Origin of the sequence: Methanosarcina barkeri str. Wiesmoor (genome assembly GCF_000969985.1) — an archaeon.
GTDB classification, from domain to species: domain Archaea; phylum Halobacteriota; class Methanosarcinia; order Methanosarcinales; family Methanosarcinaceae; genus Methanosarcina; species Methanosarcina barkeri_B.
In genome coordinates this window covers 2,101,716-2,119,376 of the sequence record NZ_CP009526.1, presented here as the reverse complement: position 1 = coordinate 2,119,376, position 17,661 = coordinate 2,101,716, and the positions used below count along the sequence as shown (strand labels likewise).

Sequence of the window (17,661 nt, the reverse complement as noted above, 5' to 3'; positions counted from 1 at the left end):
TTACTCAAAACTTGAAATCCAAAGAATAATAACAGAAATTACATGGTTTTAGACAAAGTTAAGCATTCCAAGAAATGCTGTAAGTCAATATATCAGAAACCCAATCTATGAATTAAATTAAAAAGTAATAAACTCGAAAGTGACCTGCAAAGCAGGCAAATACGTGAGTTCTAATGACATTATTCAATTGATCGTTGTACTCCTAATTCGTTGTACTTAATTGATCGTTGTACTTCTGATACTGATGCCTGATTACTTATTCTCTGGCACTGTGAATTTTATAGTAAATTCCGTTCCATTATTCCCTTTCAGTTCAAGTTCTCCATCTAACTGGTCGACAAGAGAAGTTACAAGCTGGAGTCCCAGGCTATCAAGGTCTTCAATGTTAAGGTCTTCGGGTATACCGATGCCGTTGTCTGCGACGGATAGGACATAAGCCGTACTTGCAAATTCCTCGTTCTTTCGTTCTCCGTTTCCCTCTTTGTGGAGTTTAATTCTTATTTCTCCTTTATCCCTGCCGGAAAATGCATATTTAAAGGAGTTTGAAACAATTTCGTTGATAACTATCCCTAATGGAATAGCAGTATCCATATCTAAGAAAATGTTCTCTTCCAGATCGAAATTTAAACTAACATCGGTCTTGAGACTGTATGTTAGGAGTAGATTATTAGCTAATTCCTTTATGTATTGCGAAAAGTCAAGTAAATCAATATTTTTACCTTTGTACAATTCCTCATGTATAAGAGCAATAGAAAGAACTCTGTCAATGCTTTCTTTGAAAGCTTTCGATACTTCCGAATCTGTGATAGTCTTTCTGCCTTTAAACAAATCAGCCTGAAGATCCAGAAGAGATGAGATAACCTGAAGATTGTTCTTGATTCTGTGATGTAATTCCTTCTTACGGGCAATTTCGAAATTTCTGAGAGCTTCTTCAGCTTTTTTGCGTTCGGTTATATCTCTTGAAATGAACGAGAAAGCTGTCAGCTTTTCATTAGTATCAAAAACCGGAGAAAGAGTTATTGAGACATATATTTTCTTTGCGTCCTTTCTTAACCTTAAAGTCTCATATTGGTGAATCTTTTCTCCCTGTTTAATTAATTCTATTAATTTCAGAGTTTCTTTATCTAAATGAGGTGGAGCTAAAATGGATACATGCTTTCCGAGAATTTCTTCCGCGGAATAACCATAAACCCGTTCTGCTCCTTTATTCCAGCTGGTAATAATGCCATCAAGTGATAAAGTTCCTACAGCGTCCAGTGATGATTCCACAATATTCGCCAGGGTCTTAATCCTCTCTTCAACGATTCTAAGGTCTGTTATATCTTGCGTTGTCCCTCTAATCCGGACAGGATTATTTTCCTTATCGAAAACAGTTTCACCTTTGGAATGGGCTATACGCTCTTTTCCATTGGCTAAAATTATTCTATGATCAGTACTAAAGGGCTTTCCGCTTAAAGCTCCTTTAACGGCATTATCGACATAATCTTGGTCATCTGAATGTAAGTGACTTAAAAATAAGCCATAATTTACTTCAAACTCTTGAGGCTTAAGTCCAAAAATCCGATACATTTCATCAGACCAATGTAATTTACCAGTTACAAAGTTCCGCTCCCAATTTCCAATATGAGCCATTTCTTGAGCATCAGAAAGAAGTTCTTCTTTTTCTTTCAATGTACTGTAAGCTTTTTCAAGCTCTACGGTACGTTCTTGAACTTTTTCTTCCAATGTTTCATTTGCTATTTTAAGGGCATTTTCTGTATTCTTAAGTTGTGTAATGTCTGTAAAAGTACAAATTATAATGTTAATGCTACCATCAGGGTTTAGCAGAGGTTCGGCACTAGCAAGCGTCCATACCCAATCATCGTGCGAATAACGACGTATGCCAATGACCTGATTCTTTACAGGCTTGCGATTAATCCTGGCGTACTGTACTGGGTGAGACTCAAATCTCAGAGCATTACCATCCTTATCAACAACATCCCACATATCCCAACTAAGATCTTGAATCTCTTTATGCTCAAGCTCTTGTTCAGAGACATTGAAAATTTGCAGAAATGCAGGGTTATATATTGCAAATTTACCTTCGCCATCAATGAGAAAAACACCGGATTCTAGATCCTGCACCAGTGCCTTAAACCGCAACTCGCTCTCCTTTAATTCTTGCTCAGCCAGTTTACGCTCCTGTTCAACCTTTCTCCTCTGCAGAACTTGTGTCACAGCCGGCGCGATAGCTTCGAGGTCCTCCTGTTGCTCGTAGCTATAGCCACTTTCACGGTTTGCTACAGCAATTGAACCTATCGTTTCTCCGTCCTGGACAAGAGGAACACCAAGAAACGATGTGATTGGCGGATGCCCTTCAGGCAAGCCTCTACTGTCTGGATGCGACTGTGGATCATTGGTAAAGAAGCTTTTCTCGTTTATTATGACACTGCCGTACAGGCCATGTACAACATAATCTCTAGGAAGAGTAAGATGCCCTGTCTTATTGTACATACGACACTGCTCCCATGCCAGCTCACTTTTTGCAACATCATGCAGTAGCCCGTCAGAACCCATTTCAATAATAAAACCAAACTCGCTGCCGGTCACTTCCAGGGCTACAGATAGACATGCTTCCCCCAATTCTTCTTCTGTTTTTGCCTGCACCACATTGCTGAAGATCCAGTTGATTCCCTCTAGAACACGGTTGTATCTGCGAATCCGGTGCTCTCCTTGATCGCGCTCGGTGATGTCGCGATTGCTGCCCCTTCTTCCAGCGTAGCATCCCTTACTGTCATAGAAGGGCTGGTACCGGTGGTGAATCCATCTTATTTTGCCATCTTTAGTTATAATGCGAAACTCGATATCACCATGACGACCCGGTGACGTATCATGCTCGTACTGGAAAAATGCCTTTTGATCGTCCGGATATATTATTTCTTGGAGCAGGTCAGGGTTGTCCATGAATTCCCGGACAGCGTATCCTGTGACCTGCTTGCAAGAAGGCGACATGTACAGTAAATGGTCATCAGGGCCCAGCCAAAATTCCCAGTCAAAGGTATTATCTGCTACAATGCGATATTTTTCCTCGCTCTCCCGAAGTTTTTCTTCAAGCATTTTCTGGTCACTTATATCGAATCCATAAATGTTTACATACTCTTCTTCTGGTAAAGGCTGAAACATGACCAAGTATACTTTTTTTTCCACTTTAATTTCCATTTTTTCGGGTCTATTCTGGCAAAGTACCCTTTGCGCAATATCTCCAATATAAGAAGGCAGTTTTTCTCCGATTTTCACATCCCACCGGATTAATAAGGTCTTAGCTGCCTCATTTGAGTAAAGAACAGTACCATCCTTTTCAACACTAAGTACAGGATTGGGGTTTTTCACAGGAAAGTGTTTCATGCTAGCTTTCATTTTCCCATATGACTCCATCTCGTTAGTTGCACTATGCCTATCGTTACTAATTGTTGACCCACTCACAGCAATATATGTTTTTAATTCAGAAAAATTATATAATTAAATTAAATTTAAAACTTTCTATTATAATAAATATCGTTAACCGCAAAAAATAGTTGACATAAGTAATTTTCGAAAGAATCTACAGTTTGAGAATAAATACATATTTTACAAATAAGTTTAAAATGTTTGTTTTTTGCAGACATCTGCGAAAATCCAGTCTAAATTAAGATAAAGATTGTCTATCAAATATGTGAGCAAATACAGACTTACAGGATCGTACGTTATTCATTTAAATGCAGAGCTGGCATTAATTCCTGACTATTATTTTCTGTTACTGTAAACCTAATAATGAATTCTGTACCGTTATTTCTTTTAAGCTTAAGTTCACCATCTAACTGGGCGACAAGTGAAGTCACGAGCTGCATGCCAAGAGAACCAAGCTCTTCGATATCGAGGTCTTCAGGTATACCCACCCCATTATCCGAAATGGCCAAATTAAACGTGTTGCCCGTACTAAGATCCTTTTTTATGCTGTTAATATGTTCTCCATTTTCTTCTCTATGCAGTTTTATACAGATTTCTCCTTCATTTCTGTTGGGAAATGCATGTTTGAGAGAATTGGAGACGAGCTCGTTAACAATAATTCCTAAAGGTACTGCAGTATCCATGTCAAAGAAAATGTTCTCTTCAAGATCCATGTCTAAGCTGATATCAGCATTTCCAAGCCTGTAAGTCTTGAGAAGATTTTCAGCGAGTTCCTCGATGTATGACGAAAAGTTCAGTGTATCGAACCCTCCACCTTTATACAATTCCTCATGGATCAAAGCCATAGATATTACTCTATCCTGACTTTCCCTGAAGGCTTTTAGAACTTCCGAATCCTTAATATCCTCCCTGTTATTGAAATTTTCAGCCTGTAAATCCAGCAAGGAAGATATTACCTGAAGATTATTTTTAATCCGATGATGGATTTCCTGTTTGCGGGAAATCGCAATCTCTGCTAGAAATTTTTCCGCCTTTTTTCTCTGCAGCGCCTGCATCACTGCCGGCGCGATAGCCTCGAGATCTTCCTGTTGCTCGAAACTATAACCTCCATGGCGGTTTGCGACTGCAATCATGCCGATCGTTTTTCCATCTTGAATAAAGGGTGCACCAAGAAATGACGTTAGAGGTGGATGACCCTCCGGCAGGCCAATACTATCTGGATGCAATGACGGCTCGTTGGTAAAGAAAACTTTCTCATTGACGATGATGTTGCCGTACAGACCATGGACACCATAATCTCTTGGAAGAGTAAGATGCCCGGTCTTGTCGCACATGCGACACTGTTCCCATACGAGCTCGCTTTTTGCAACATCATGCAGCAGTCCATCGGTGCCAATTTCATTAATGAAACCAAACTCGCTGCCGGTCACTTCCAGGGCTACAGATAGACATGCTTCTCCCAGTTCTTCTTCTGTCTTTGCCTGCACCACATTACTGAAGATCTTATTAATCCCTTCAAGAATACGGTTATATCTACGAATCCGGTGCTCTTCTCGCTTGCGCTTGGTAATGTCAGTAAGCATGACCATCACGCCCGTAAACTTTCCATCTTTATCAAAAAGAGATTTAGCATTTATGAGTGCCCATAGGTATGAGCCATCTTTACATATTAATTTTAATTCGTAACTCTCATTGCTCCCCTGCTGCCTTTTTTCCAGATTCTGTTTGAGGATAGTTTTACCTTCTTCATCGGCAAAGTCCAATACCGGTCTGCCAATACCTTCTTCCAGAGTGTATCCGAGCATATCTGTTATTTTCTTATTGGCATAGGTGATTACGGCTTCATCATCAATTAAGAGTATACCTTCGTTTGCTGTCTCTACAATATTGCGGTACTTTTCCTCACTTTCCCGAAGTTTTTCTTCTGCTCTTTTTCTTTCGGTTATATCTCTGGCAATGACGGAGGCAGCGGTTATCTTTCCTTGGCTATCAAAAATTGGAAAAATACTAAGTGAAACATTTATTATCTTCCTATCCTTTCTCAATCTTAAGGTTTCATATTGCTGGATCTTTTCTCCCCGTTTAATTATTTCACTCAATCTTTGTGTTTCTCCGGTTAATGTGGACGGCTCCAAAACGGATATGGGCTTTTCCAGGACTTCTTCCGCTGAATAACCATAAACTTGTTCTGCTCCCTTGTTCCAACTTTTGATAATACCTTCAAAAGACTTGGTTATGATAGCGTCAGTTGATGATTCTACAATTTTGGCTAAATTTTGAATCCTTTCTTCAGCTTTCCTACGCTCTGTTATATCTTGCGTTGTCCCTCTAATCTGGACAGGATTATTTTCCTTATCGAAAACAGTTTCACCTTTAGAATGGGCTATGCGCTCTTCTCCACTAGCTGTGATAATCCTGTAATAAATCTCAAAAAGCTTTCCTTTTAATGCTTCTTTAACGGCATTATCTATATAGTCTTGATCATCTGGATGTATATAATTTAAGAAGGTATCATAATTTACTTTTGATTTTTGAGGCTTAAGTCCAAAAATACGATACGTTTCATTAGACCAATGAAGTTCATTACTCGCAAAGTCCCGTTCCCAGCTTCCAATATGGGCCATTTCTTGAGCTTTAGCAAGATTTCGTTCACTCTTTTTCAATGAATCATAAGCTTTCTGAAGTTCTGATGTACGTTCTTTAACCAATTTATCTAAATTATCAAGCGTATCTTTCAGTTTAGCTTCTGCTTGTTTCATCTTTGTAATATCACGGGAGATAGCAAGAACGGAAGTAACTTCGCAGTTTGTGAATTCTGGTACTATTAATGTATTAAAATAGTATTCTTTTCCCTGAGGCGAGATATAACGAAATTCAATTGTTTCGGATTGCCCTGTAGCAAAAACTTTCTGATTATGCCTTTCCCAGAATTTTGTCTGTTCAGGATATTTTCCTAGTTCGCTATGTTTTTTCCCAATAATTTCTTCCTGAGAATAGCCATATACTTCGGCAGCAGCAGGGTTGGCATATAAATGACGGTTTTGTCTATCAAAGCGGAATATAACATCAGGAGAATTTTCAGCCAATGTTCGAAACTCGTTTTCTCTTCTAATTAGTGCCTCTTTTACCCTTGCACGTTCCTGTTCATCTCTTTTCTTCTCCAGGGCCTGTGCCACTGCCGGCGCAATAGATTCAAGATCCTCTTGCTGCTCCAAGCTATAGCCGCCCTCGCGGTTTGCAACTGCGATCATACCTATCGTTTTTCCATCTAAAATGAGAGGTGTGCCTAAAAACGATATCAAAGGTGGATGACCCTTCGGCAGGCCAATACTATCTGGATGCGATGACGGCTCATTGGTAAAGAAGCTTTTCCCGCTGTCGACTACATGTCCATAAAGGCCGTGAAGAACAAAATCTCCTGGAGGACGGCGATGTCCTGTCTTGTTATACATCAGGCACTGGTCCCACCCCATATCACTGATTGCAATATCATGTAGTAGACCATCAGCTCCCACTTCTCCAACAAAACCAAATTGACTGCCAGTTATATCTATAGCCACAGATAGGAAGGAATTTCCCAATTCTTCTTCTGTTTCTGCCTTTACTACACTGCTGAAGATTCGGTTAATTCCTTTCAGAATATTGTTGTATCTACTTATCCTGTAATCTTCTTGTTTGTGCTCGGTGATATCCTTGACATAGGCGAAGTTGAACTCCATATCACAGGATCGAACATAGTTTACCGACACCTCCACCGGGAACTCTCTCCCATCCTTGGTATGGTGGAGGGTCTCAAAAGTGAATGAGCCTCGCTTCTTGATCTTCACCCAGTGTTCCAGCCATACTTCTTTGGTGTATAACGGGTCAAAGTCCCACACATGCATTCCCTGGAGCTCGTCCCAGGAGTAGTTCAGTGACTTGCAGGCAGCATCATTCGCATAAATTATTTTCCCGCCATCAGTAATCCAGAAGATACCATCCGATGCCAGGTCAACAGAGGCCTGTGTAAGCTTCAATGCTTCTTCGGTCCTCTTGTAATTGGTGATGTCCTGGTTCAGTGCCAGATTCCTGGCAGATAATTCTTGATTAGCTTTTTCCAGTTCAATGATCCGTTTTTGCATCTGGATCTCCAGCTCATTCTTATCTGGAAGGTTAAAAGCAGTCATAGCTCCCCAACTCTGCTTTAAAGTAAGGCATCATTAATTTTTATTAAATCTCTTTTTTGACAGAATAACCATTTTTCATCCACTATGCATTTTTAAGCCATAAAAAGCCACTTCTGCTGCTTCAAGCAAAGTAAACTAAATTTTTACTCTTATCTGGTCTTATTATATTCTGTCTTAAATTCTGTATTTTTAGTAATTGCCATTCTATTATATAAATTATATTATTAAATTTTCTATATATTAATATTAAAAATAGTATTATGAAAGTTATTAAAATAAGCAATATTTCATCTGTCACAAAAAGAATTAAAAAGAAACGTATTGTTTTATCGCTTCAATATCAATATGAGGGTGAAATATATTAATCAATTTCTTCATAAAGCAGCTGGCTGTGTGGTCACTTGTATCACGGAGTTTATTCCGGGAATGAGGTAAGGAGACAACTTTGGAATAAATCAATATTAGCCCGTAATTTTTATCTTGATTCCCTTCTTTTTAACTCTAACAGCAAATTAAGATTGAACGTCAACTAGCCAGCAGGAAATAATCTATGATTAGTTCAAAGTTATTCGAAAAAATATTGATAGCAACTGATGGATCTGAAAAAAATAAGTCTGCGGTTGAAGAGGCAGTAAAAATTGCCCGTGCATGTGGGTCCACAGTCTATGCAGTCTATGTAATGGACGAGAGCCTGATGAAATCTGCTATTGAAGTTCCAATTGCAGAAGATCTTTACAGAAGAATCAGAGAAGAAGGAGAAGAAGCAGTCAACGGGGTAAAGGAAATTGCGCAGGGTGTGAATCTGGAGACCTTCATACTATCTGGCAGGCCAGCTCGTGCAATCACTGAATTTGCAGAACAAAAAGAAGTTGATCTAATTGTTGTCGGAACACAGGGGAAAAGTGGCATTGAGAGATTTTTATTAGGCAGCGTTGCCGACGAGGTTATAAGGACCGCTGGTTGCCCGGTGTTGACGATAAAAAGTAGAAAATAAGACTCTGTGTAAATTATCTCTAACCTTGTTTCCATTAGGCTTACTTAAATCTATTTCGCATCAGCAGCAAAAAGACGTGTAAAGTCGGTTGTAAATACTTAGAATAGCTAAGTCTTTGAATATTGATACAACACCGGAAACCTGACGCTACAAACCTATTCCAAAATATCTGGTATATCATAAATTAGAGGATTTTTATACAATGTTTGATTTTAAACATTTTTATAAAAATCTACAGTTTAGGATTTCTAAAAGCCGAAAAACAAATAACCAAAGCTAAAGGATGGCAAGGTCACCGATCAAATATGATAAAAACTCAAATATGATAAAAACTCAAATATGACAAAAACTCAAATATGACAAAAACTCAAATATGATAAAAACTCAATATGACAAAAACTCAAATATGAAAAAAACTCAAATATGAAAAAAAAATCGAAAGTACTCTTCTTGCCAGACTGAAAATTACCTTTTTACGCTTTTTAGTAACTAATCCTCACAACCCAATCCTCAGATTATTTTAAGCTAATTTGATATGTCAACCACATTTTTCTTACTCTTTTTATGCTGAAAGCTTGGCATCAAATTACTCATCAAGCTTTAAAGTTTGGAACTTTGACCTCCTATTGTAAAGAATATTGTAAAAAAATAATTCTATATAATCCTAAAAATCAGAACTGAGTAAATATAGCTTTGTGATTTTATTCAAACTACATGTTTTTCAATAAATTATAAAAATATGTGATTCCGTAAACTAAGCTAATAGCAGCCTGAGTAACAATCTAATAATAGCCCTAACAACAACTAACAATAACTCTAACAACAGCCCTGAAAAACACACCTGAGAACAACCTTGAATAACAAACCATTAACAACCCATGAAAAAAATTGATCTCTATGCACCCTAAAACTCAACAGATCCTCGAAGTCTTTGAAGAAATCAATAAAATCCCGAGACGTTCAAAGCATGAAGAACAGATTTCAACCTGGCTGCAGGAGTGGGGCCGGTCCAGAGGTTTTGAGGTAAAAGCCGATTCCTTAAACAATGTGCTTATCAAAGTCCCTGCAACAACTGGATATGAGGACTCTCCCACACTTATCTTGCAAGGGCATATGGATATGGTCTGCGAGAAATGTAAAGACTCCATACACGACTTTTCCAGAGACCCTATAAGATGTATTTGCGACGGGGACTGGATGCGGGGAGATGGAACTTCCATAGGTGCGGATGATGGAATTGCCCTTGCACTTGGACTGGTAATGGCAGAAGCAGGGAAGAAAGGAGAAATCGGGCATCCACCACTTGAGCTGCTTTTTACGGTAGACGAGGAAACAGGTCTGACAGGAGCGAGAGGACTTGAAACTGGCTTTTTTGAAGGAAAAATACTTCTGAACCTTGACTCAGAGGATGAAGGCATTTTTGTAATAGGGTGTGCAGGCGGGCAGAATTCACAGATTACACTTCCTGTTGAGTGGGAACTGCTTGATTTCAAAGAAGAAAATTTATTTAGGTTCTTCAGGCTCTCGGTTGAAGGACTGGAAGGTGGGCATTCCGGGACTGAAATCAACAAACAACGCGCAAACGGGATACAGTTGCTCTCCCTGGCACTGGTCAAACTCAGGGGAAAACTTGGGATAGAAAATGTAAGGCTTGTCCTGTTGAACGGAGGCACTGTCCATAATGCAATTCCCAGTACTGCAGAAGCTTTTATTGCCCTCCACGGGGAAAAACTCGAAAAAGCCGCAGAAACAATGTCAGATATCAGGCACGCATTTAAAGCTGAATATGCAAAAACTGATCCTGGACTTATTTTGAATTTTGAAGAAATTAGCAGAGAAATAATTTTTGAAGTTGCAGAAGATAAGATCCCCAGAGAGGAAGTGTCTCATGTTCGGGTCTTTTCGCTAGAGACCGAAGAAAAACTTCTAGAACTGATCCTGGGGCTGCCGCACGGGGTTTACAGGATGTCGGAGACTATTCATGGGCTTGTCGAAACCTCAAATAATCTTGCAACAGTCCGGACGGCTGGAAATGAAGTAATAATCGTGTCAAGCCAACGCAGTTCAAACAATCTCAGGCTGGCTGAAATTAGCGGAAAAGTGGAAGCAATCTCAAAGCTTGCAGGCGCATGGGTTGAACATGAGCCCGGATATCCTGCATGGGAGCCCAACCTGAAGTCCGAACTGATCTTAAAATGCAAGCAAGTTTATACCGAGACATTTGGGAAAGAGCCTGAGATTGAAGTGATTCACGCAGGGCTTGAATGCGGAATAATCGGTTCGGCGCATGAAGGTATGGAAATGATTTCTTTTGGGCCAACGATCAAAGATGCGCATTCTCCTGCTGAAAAGATCTTCGTTCCTTCGATTGAGAAAGTCTGGATATTCCTGGAAAACCTGTTTAAAACTTATTGCTGACACAAGCTCCCTTTCCAGTAGGGTCAGGTGATCACCTGTATTTGAAAATCAAGTCTTTTCAAAAAACTGCTTAAGCGCAAGCCTTTTCAAAAAAGGCTTGAGCGAAAACGACGGGTCGACATTTAGGTTTGAGTATCTTATTCCCGAACTCTATTGACGTGAACCGACGCAGCGGTTGTGCGAAAGCCTCGTAATAGCCAGATACCATATAAGAATAGAATAAACGAAAAGAGTAACAACACCAGCCCTTCAGAAGAACCTGTCAGAAATGCCAGGCAATCCCACAGCCAGTGAATGACAATTAAAGGAATTACTGTGTCGAGGCGGACCCGCAAGGCTACTGCCCAGACTCCAAACATACCTGCAAAAAAAGCCTGGAATACGCTTGCATTAAAGTCTCCGGTTATTAAGCTGTTTAGCGTATGAACCGAACCGAAAACAATTGCTGTGATCCACACTGCACGCCAGATTCCAAATAATGATGAAGCCCCATGAAATAATACACCTCGAAACATCAACTCTTCACTGATGCCTACCATCAAGGTGTTTATAATTACAATTAAGAGTACACGGGTTGGTGGCAGGCCTGTAAATAAAACTATCAGTAGCATGATGAAGAGGAACATGGCCGGTAACAATAAAAGGCGCAAATTCCGTGAATCATTCGGACCTTTCCACCCGACTTGATCCCACCAGTTAAAATAGGTAATTGCCCCAGACAAAAAGACTATTGCAGTAAGTACTCCATAAATAAGCTGACTTTTAACCAGTTCATCAAGTTGAGTGGGCTGGCCTTTAACCTGCAGCAGTCCTCCTCCCACAACAACAATCAGCCAGATTGTAAAAATTCCCAGTGAAATAGTCCAGGGTTTTCTTGATGTATTATTCATGGTACCTAACCCCCTTTTAGATACATCAACTATAATTCATGCGATATTTTAAAAGCTTTATCTGCTTTTTCAAGCTTTTTTTCAAGCTTCCTTCTGAGAGTTGCCTCTTTCTTCTCTTTTATTTTATGAGAGAGTAACAAAACCCACTTTTGTTTAACTCCACCATATTCTACAAAAGTTTGGTAAAACGAGTATCTCTCGTCGCTTTTCAGTGGCTTCAGATTCAAGTTTGCATTTAGAAGCTCCTTTGCTTCATTAATTGTTGCAGGAACGCGACTGATCCAGAATGACTTTCCTATATTCTTGGTATTATTGTCAGTGTAAAAAGAACTATCAGCTACATAGTACGCTTTGTTTTCAGTTCTTAATGCTGAGTTCTTAATGCTGAGTTCTTAATGCTGAGTTCTTAATGCTGAGTTCTTAATGCTGATTTGAGAGACTTGATTGCTTCCAGAATTGTGCTTTTGTCTGAAGCATTCCCTGAATGTGTGTTCATGAAAAGTGGTATCTCATGCTGATTAACAATCAAGCTCAAAACAAATTGTTTGAGGTTCCAACTTCCGTTTTTGGGAATTCCAAAAGGAATATCAATAGACTCAGTTTCTTCATTTTCATAATTGCCATAAACGCTGACACTCGTAGTGTCAGCGTGTAAACAATGGACAGGAATAGGTAGACGGTTCATAATGTGAAGCGTGATTTCCGTAAACAGTTTTACAGGACCATACTTTACGATTATTCTGTCAAGAGTTTCTCCAATAGCATATTGATTCAGGTCTTCTCTTGTGATGCCTTCCCCAAAAAGTCTTTCTATAGAAATAGTCCTGAAAAAATCAGGAAAAAGGTACAGACGTTGCTATGAAACCAAGACTATTGAGTACCATGGCAAGGATGCAGACGGAGTGAGGAACCTTGTGATCTCGTTTTTTCGGAAGTTTCTCATCGATCAGTTTGTCAACTTCAAGTTCTCGGAAAACTCCAACAATAAGACCAAGGTGACCTAAAAATCTTGTACGTTTTATTGAAGATTCAATTCTTTTACTGTTGCTTTTATCTGCGATTGAAGATCAAGAAAAAAGAAAAGACAGATTAAAAACTATATATCATTTCATATCCTCTTCATATTGAGTGGAAATCTCTCACTTTCAATTTCCACTCAATATGAAGAGGATACGAATATTTCAAAAATTGTATTTTTTATAACTTGTAGGGTGTGGGGTTCATGATAGAGGTTTTATTCAATTTAGAGAGATCCCGTTACATACGCTATTTTCCCCACTGCCCATATAATATAATGTTACAGTTCTATTTAAACTTGACTCTATAAAATGAAAGAAGATTTTTTTTAGTTATAAATGATTAAATTTATTTAAACTTATCAATGGAATCATAAATATGAATTATTATCCAGGATTCAAGTCCAGACTGAAAATCCTGGATGATTCAACCTGGAAAAATAGATTCCGTAACATATCGGAAATTATTTCTACATTTTGCAGCATTGTTAAAGCCATGAATCCGGAAGATAAAACGATAACCAGCTATGACCAGAGCCGTGAGTTTGGAGCAATGGGACAACTCTTAAGGGAACTCCAGAAGGAAGAAGAATTGGAGCAAAACGAAAGCTCCCCTGCGGAAATTAAGGAAGTCAGGATAACAAAAAACACAACCGAAATAATGGCAGAGATTAATGCAACATTAAAAGAGATTGCAGAAACACAGAAGAGCATACTGGAAGAGATTAAAAGAAGTAAATAACTAAAGCACAGTCCTTTTCAAAAAGTTTCTTGCACGCAAGCTTTTTCAAAAAACAAGCTTAAGCGAAACCTCCAGTAACGACTTGGTCGGCATAATCACAACCCTTTTTAAAAAAGGCTTGAGCAAAAACATTTTGGGAAAAGGTTTGATTGTAAACTCCTAGCAGCAGCTTGATAAGCCGGCGTAACGGTTAAAATCCTCATTTTCTCTAAATTTGATTTTTTCATCGTTTGCTGGAACTTTTAAATATTCTCTATGGCTTTTTTCTTTAACTTAATCATATTTTTCATATCACTTATTTTCATTTCCAACCATTGGATTTTCATATCCATCTTCATTAATGCAACTTCTTTATTCTGTTCTTCAGTTAGCATTTCCCAAATTTCAGGCATCGAGCCGCCATGACACATTTGAGTTTTTCACATCATTCCTTCATGCATGTTAAATTATCCCCGGTTCTCAAGCACTAATTTCACTAATGTTTGACTTTATCATGCAAGAACCCAGAAATAGAAAAAAAGTCTCTGAGCATTAAAAAGAGATTTTTGTTACTTACATGTAATAACCAGAGAAATATAAATTAGAGATCAATAATTAGAGATCAATAAAAATTACGAACAGAATTTGAAGAGGAACGGACGGCAAAGGATATACTGAAGATTCTATATTTCATTTGCAACTTCCCTAAAGAGGCTAGAGGCTTAAGGTGAGCTATGTTTTTTCCGGCCCTCTACAAGAAACAAATTGATCACATCCAATAAGTTATATCAGGTATCTTAATCTGGAAAAATCTTTATCAAAATAGTAAAAAAGTATTGATCTGATAAGGAAACATTAACTCTACCAGTCTGGAAGCTAGATATTTTATGAAGACATGTAATTTCTCGAGTAAGTTCGGAAGGATTACAGACCCGGAAAACAATCAATTGTAAGCTTACAAATGAGAGTGGAATATTTAACCTGTAATCCTCCCACTTAATCGGTAGTCCTTCCACTATTCAATTATGCAAACTATAAATTCAGATCGACTTCTCCCATCCCTGCCCTAAATCTACCAGGGGCCTGACCTCATAGACCTCGAAGGTCAGTGAAGCGTATATCATCTTCGCGCCTTCCTCGCCTACGAACTTTGCAGCCTCGTTTCGGATCATATCAAGCAACTTCCCGGACGTCCCATACTCCTTAAGTATCATATAAACCCTGATACCCTTCCAATCCGTAATTGAATCTCCAGGTTCCATGATCGTATACAAGGCATATGGATTTTTCCGGAGGTTTGCAAAGGTGCGGTTATCAGCCGTTGCCGCGATTACAGTCTTTTCATCGATCATTTGAGGCGAACCAAAGACAGCTGAATCGACCCTTCCGTCAGTGTTGGATGTACTGAGAACGCCAAGTCTGGGCGACTTGTTGAAATAATCTATCAAGTCTGATGACATATTATATCTCCTTTGAATTAGTATTATTACTTATTCCTTAAAAAGAAAAGCTGAAGATTCCGGATTTTTAATCCTCGGCAGACATCTTTTAAAAAGATTACGGACATTAAGGAATTCGTAAGTGATGAACGTGAGCGATGAATATAAGTCGTAGTTAAGATAAGCTGGAAGCTATAATTCTTGTAGGCAGGAGGTAAAGTGACTGTGAGCAAGACGGTCCAGAAAATGACATAAAAATTAATATCTCAAATTGTGATATAAAAAAGCTAAGTGAAAAACTATTAAAAATTAATGAAAAAAAGATTACGATGTAAAGTTTTGAATACAGTCCTTTTTGACTCATTTTTCGTATCTACTGAAAATGTATTTGCTACTCTTTTATTTCACTCTTTTATCTTATTGCTTTTCCATTTTTTATTTCTTACTCTTTCAATTTCATTGGCTCGCCACAGCAGTCTATATCACCGGCACAGCCTATGGCGCAGCTATCATCTGTGCACTCACTTATCACTTTAAATTCAAGTCCACATCTCCCATAAAAAATAGTTTAGACAGTTCTCAGTTCATTGCAGTTCATTCCATTCCCTCGATTTTCCTGACAACAAAAATATGTAATTTACGTTCAAATTATTTGTGAAGCAATAGTTCAGAAGATTGATCTTGAAAATTGGTCTTAAAGATCGGTCTTAATAATTGATATGTAAGCCTGAAATTAAGAGAAAGAATAAGAACACAAAATTGGTCTTAAAGATTAGCCTGTGAGCCTGAAATTAAGAGAAAGAGAAAAGAAACAATCCTGATAACATCATACTCAAGGACTTCTGACAGGAAAGAAAAAAGGCAAGAAAGACAAAAAAGGCAAGAAAGGCAAAAAAGGCAAGAAAGGCAAAAAAGGCGAGAAGACAAAAAAGCAAAAAAAGAATCGGACAGAAAAAGACAGAAAATTTGTCCGGATACCGGACTTTTAACCGAATTTTTGTTCTCTCAGGCCATATCTTCATGACTTTTCCTTGCAACACAGCTTTCAAGTGATGCACTTGCAACAGCTTTTGCAACCGCAGGCACTACACGTCTGTCAAGGGGATCAGGAATTATGCGATCTTCAGAAAGTTCGTTTAGTGTTACAACCTCTGCAAGCGCATGGGACGCAGCCATTTCCATCTCAGGTGTTATTTTTCTCGCACAAGTGCTGAGAGCTCCTTTAAAAACTCCCGGAAAGCTCAGGCAGTTATTAAGCTGGTTTGGAAAATCCGACCTGCCCGTAGCAACAACCCTTGCTCCTGCTCGCTTTGCGGCATCAGGCATAATCTCAGGCAGAGGGTTTGCCATAGCCATTACAATTGCATCTTTTGCCATGGACCGAACCATTTCCTCATTGACTATGCCCCCCACAGAGACTCCGATAAAAAGGTCAGCATCCGGAAAAGCATTTTCAAGCCCTCCCTTCAATTTTTCAGGGTTTGTAAGCCTGGCAACTTCCTCTTTTACGGGGTTCATACCGTTTTTCCGGCCTTCGTACACGAGCCCTTTACTGTCGCAGACAAGAATTCTTGCCGGGTTTGCTCCTGCCCGAACCAGAAATCGGAAAATTGCTACTCCTGCCGCCCCCATGCCTGAAATCACTATATGGAGTTCATTTAACTTTTTATTCACAATTTTAAGGGCATTGAGAAGCCCGGCAAAAACTACAATGGCTGTCCCATGCTGGTCATCGTGCATAACTGGCACATCGAGTTCTTCACGCAGTCTACCCTCGATTTCAAAGCAACGAGGAGCGCTGATGTCTTCAAGGTTGATGCCCCCAAATGCAGGAGCCAGATGCTTTACCGCTTTTATCACTTCTTCGGTTTCCTGTGTGTCCAGGCAGATCGGAAAGGCATCAATGCCTGCAAATTCTTTGAAAATTATCGCCTTTCCCTCCATAACAGGCAGTGCAGCATAAGGTCCTATATTCCCGAGCCCCAGCACTGCCGATCCGTCAGTAACGACAGCAATAGTATTTCTCTTCATGGTATAGAGATAGACAAGTTCCGGGTCCTTGATTATCTTCCTGCACGGCTCGGCAACTCCTGGTGTATAGGCAACGCTGAGGTCGTGGATCGTTTGAAGGCTGACTTTACTGGCAACCTCCAGTACGCCCCCAAACCGTCGGTGCACAGCAAGTGATTCCTGATATAAGGACGTGTGTTCATCACCGCTTTTTTCCTGGTGTTTTTCCAGACCCTGTCCTGAGTCCTTTTCCAGATTATTTTCTGAATTCTTTTCCAAATTTTTTTCGGAATTTATTTTCAGATCTTTTCTGGAATTCTTTTTCAGATCAGTTTCCAGCTCTGAGGCTGAGTGCCTATTTTTGATCTCAATACCCCCTGACAATACTTGATATTGTAGCAAGGCCTTAGTGTGATTAAGTTCGATGTGAGTAAGTTCTAAGAACTAAATCTTTCTGATAATTTTAATATTGTGAGCAAAGTCTTAGTCCTATTAATCTTTAAGAAATAAACCTTCCTGTGTAATAGTCTACGCAGGCCGTAGATAAACCCACTGGCTAGAATTAGGAAACTGGTCCACTA

General features: G+C 39.2%; 9 protein-coding genes and 1 pseudogene. 3 read left to right on the top strand and 7 right to left on the bottom strand.

Annotated features, from left to right (window positions below):
• Positions 1-252 precede the first annotated feature (252 nt).
• A complete protein-coding gene (locus MSBRW_RS09025) occupies positions 253-3,396 on the bottom strand; it encodes a PAS domain S-box protein (protein WP_011307968.1) in 3,144 nt (1,047 codons plus the stop codon).
• 326 nt (positions 3,397-3,722) lie between these two features.
• On the bottom strand, positions 3,723-7,592 hold the full coding sequence (locus MSBRW_RS09020) for a PAS domain S-box protein (RefSeq protein WP_011307969.1): 3,870 nt from the start codon (positions 7,590-7,592) through the stop codon (positions 3,723-3,725).
• A 550-nt stretch (positions 7,593-8,142) separates the two neighbouring features.
• Here MSBRW_RS09020 and MSBRW_RS09015 point away from each other — a divergent pair.
• Together MSBRW_RS09015 and MSBRW_RS09010 are read left to right on the top strand one after the other, a co-directional pair.
• A complete protein-coding gene (locus MSBRW_RS09015; RefSeq protein WP_011307970.1) occupies positions 8,143-8,586 on the top strand; it encodes a universal stress protein in 444 nt (147 codons plus the stop codon).
• 897 nt (positions 8,587-9,483) lie between these two features.
• Positions 9,484-11,004 (top strand): aminoacyl-histidine dipeptidase, encoded by a 1,521-nt coding sequence (locus MSBRW_RS09010; RefSeq protein WP_011307971.1) that lies wholly within the window; start codon positions 9,484-9,486, stop codon positions 11,002-11,004.
• Positions 11,005-11,141: 137 nt separating this feature from the next.
• Here the strand turns inward: MSBRW_RS09010 and MSBRW_RS09005 are convergent, their stop codons facing one another.
• Positions 11,142-11,894 carry a CPBP family intramembrane glutamic endopeptidase gene (locus MSBRW_RS09005; RefSeq protein WP_011307972.1) on the bottom strand — a complete coding sequence of 251 codons (753 nt, stop codon included), beginning with the start codon at positions 11,892-11,894 and terminating at the stop codon, positions 11,142-11,144.
• Positions 11,895-11,941: 47 nt separating this feature from the next.
• Positions 11,942-12,955: pseudogene (locus tag MSBRW_RS09000) on the bottom strand (IS1634 family transposase); the annotation flags it as partial.
• Positions 12,956-13,289: 334 nt separating this feature from the next.
• Here MSBRW_RS09000 and MSBRW_RS08995 point away from each other — a divergent pair.
• The gene (locus tag MSBRW_RS08995) at positions 13,290-13,652 is read left to right on the top strand and encodes a hypothetical protein (protein ID WP_011307973.1); all 363 of its coding nucleotides are present in this window, start codon (positions 13,290-13,292) and stop codon (positions 13,650-13,652) included.
• A gap of 242 nt (positions 13,653-13,894) precedes the next feature.
• Here the strand turns inward: MSBRW_RS08995 and MSBRW_RS22050 are convergent, their stop codons facing one another.
• The 3 genes from MSBRW_RS22050 to MSBRW_RS08980 form a co-directional block, all read right to left on the bottom strand.
• The gene (locus tag MSBRW_RS22050; protein ID WP_155398175.1) at positions 13,895-14,044 is read right to left on the bottom strand and encodes a hypothetical protein; all 150 of its coding nucleotides are present in this window, start codon (positions 14,042-14,044) and stop codon (positions 13,895-13,897) included.
• 627 nt (positions 14,045-14,671) lie between these two features.
• On the bottom strand, positions 14,672-15,091 hold the full coding sequence (locus MSBRW_RS08990) for a pyridoxamine 5'-phosphate oxidase family protein (protein ID WP_011307975.1): 420 nt from the start codon (positions 15,089-15,091) through the stop codon (positions 14,672-14,674).
• Between the two features lie 984 nt (positions 15,092-16,075).
• On the bottom strand, positions 16,076-17,359 hold the full coding sequence (locus MSBRW_RS08980) for an NAD(P)-dependent malic enzyme (RefSeq protein ID WP_011307976.1): 1,284 nt from the start codon (positions 17,357-17,359) through the stop codon (positions 16,076-16,078).
• Between the last annotated feature and the right edge of the window lie 302 nt (positions 17,360-17,661).

Bases quoted from the DNA above. Each gene is read 5' to 3' on its own strand.
- MSBRW_RS09005 (WP_011307972.1), bottom strand. From the start codon at position 11,894: ATGAATAATACATCAAGAAAACCCTGGACTATTTCACTGGGAATTTTT.
- MSBRW_RS09025 (WP_011307968.1), bottom strand. From the start codon at position 3,396: ATGAAAGCTAGCATGAAACACTTTCCTGTGAAAAACCCCAATCCTGTA.
- MSBRW_RS09010 (WP_011307971.1), top strand. From the start codon at position 9,484: ATGCACCCTAAAACTCAACAGATCCTCGAAGTCTTTGAAGAAATCAAT.
- MSBRW_RS08990 (WP_011307975.1), bottom strand. From the start codon at position 15,091: ATGTCATCAGACTTGATAGATTATTTCAACAAGTCGCCCAGACTTGGC.
- MSBRW_RS09015 (WP_011307970.1), top strand. From the start codon at position 8,143: ATGATTAGTTCAAAGTTATTCGAAAAAATATTGATAGCAACTGATGGA.
- MSBRW_RS09020 (WP_011307969.1), bottom strand. From the start codon at position 7,592: ATGACTGCTTTTAACCTTCCAGATAAGAATGAGCTGGAGATCCAGATG.
- MSBRW_RS08995 (WP_011307973.1), top strand. From the start codon at position 13,290: ATGAATTATTATCCAGGATTCAAGTCCAGACTGAAAATCCTGGATGAT.
- MSBRW_RS22050 (WP_155398175.1), bottom strand. From the start codon at position 14,044: ATGCCTGAAATTTGGGAAATGCTAACTGAAGAACAGAATAAAGAAGTT.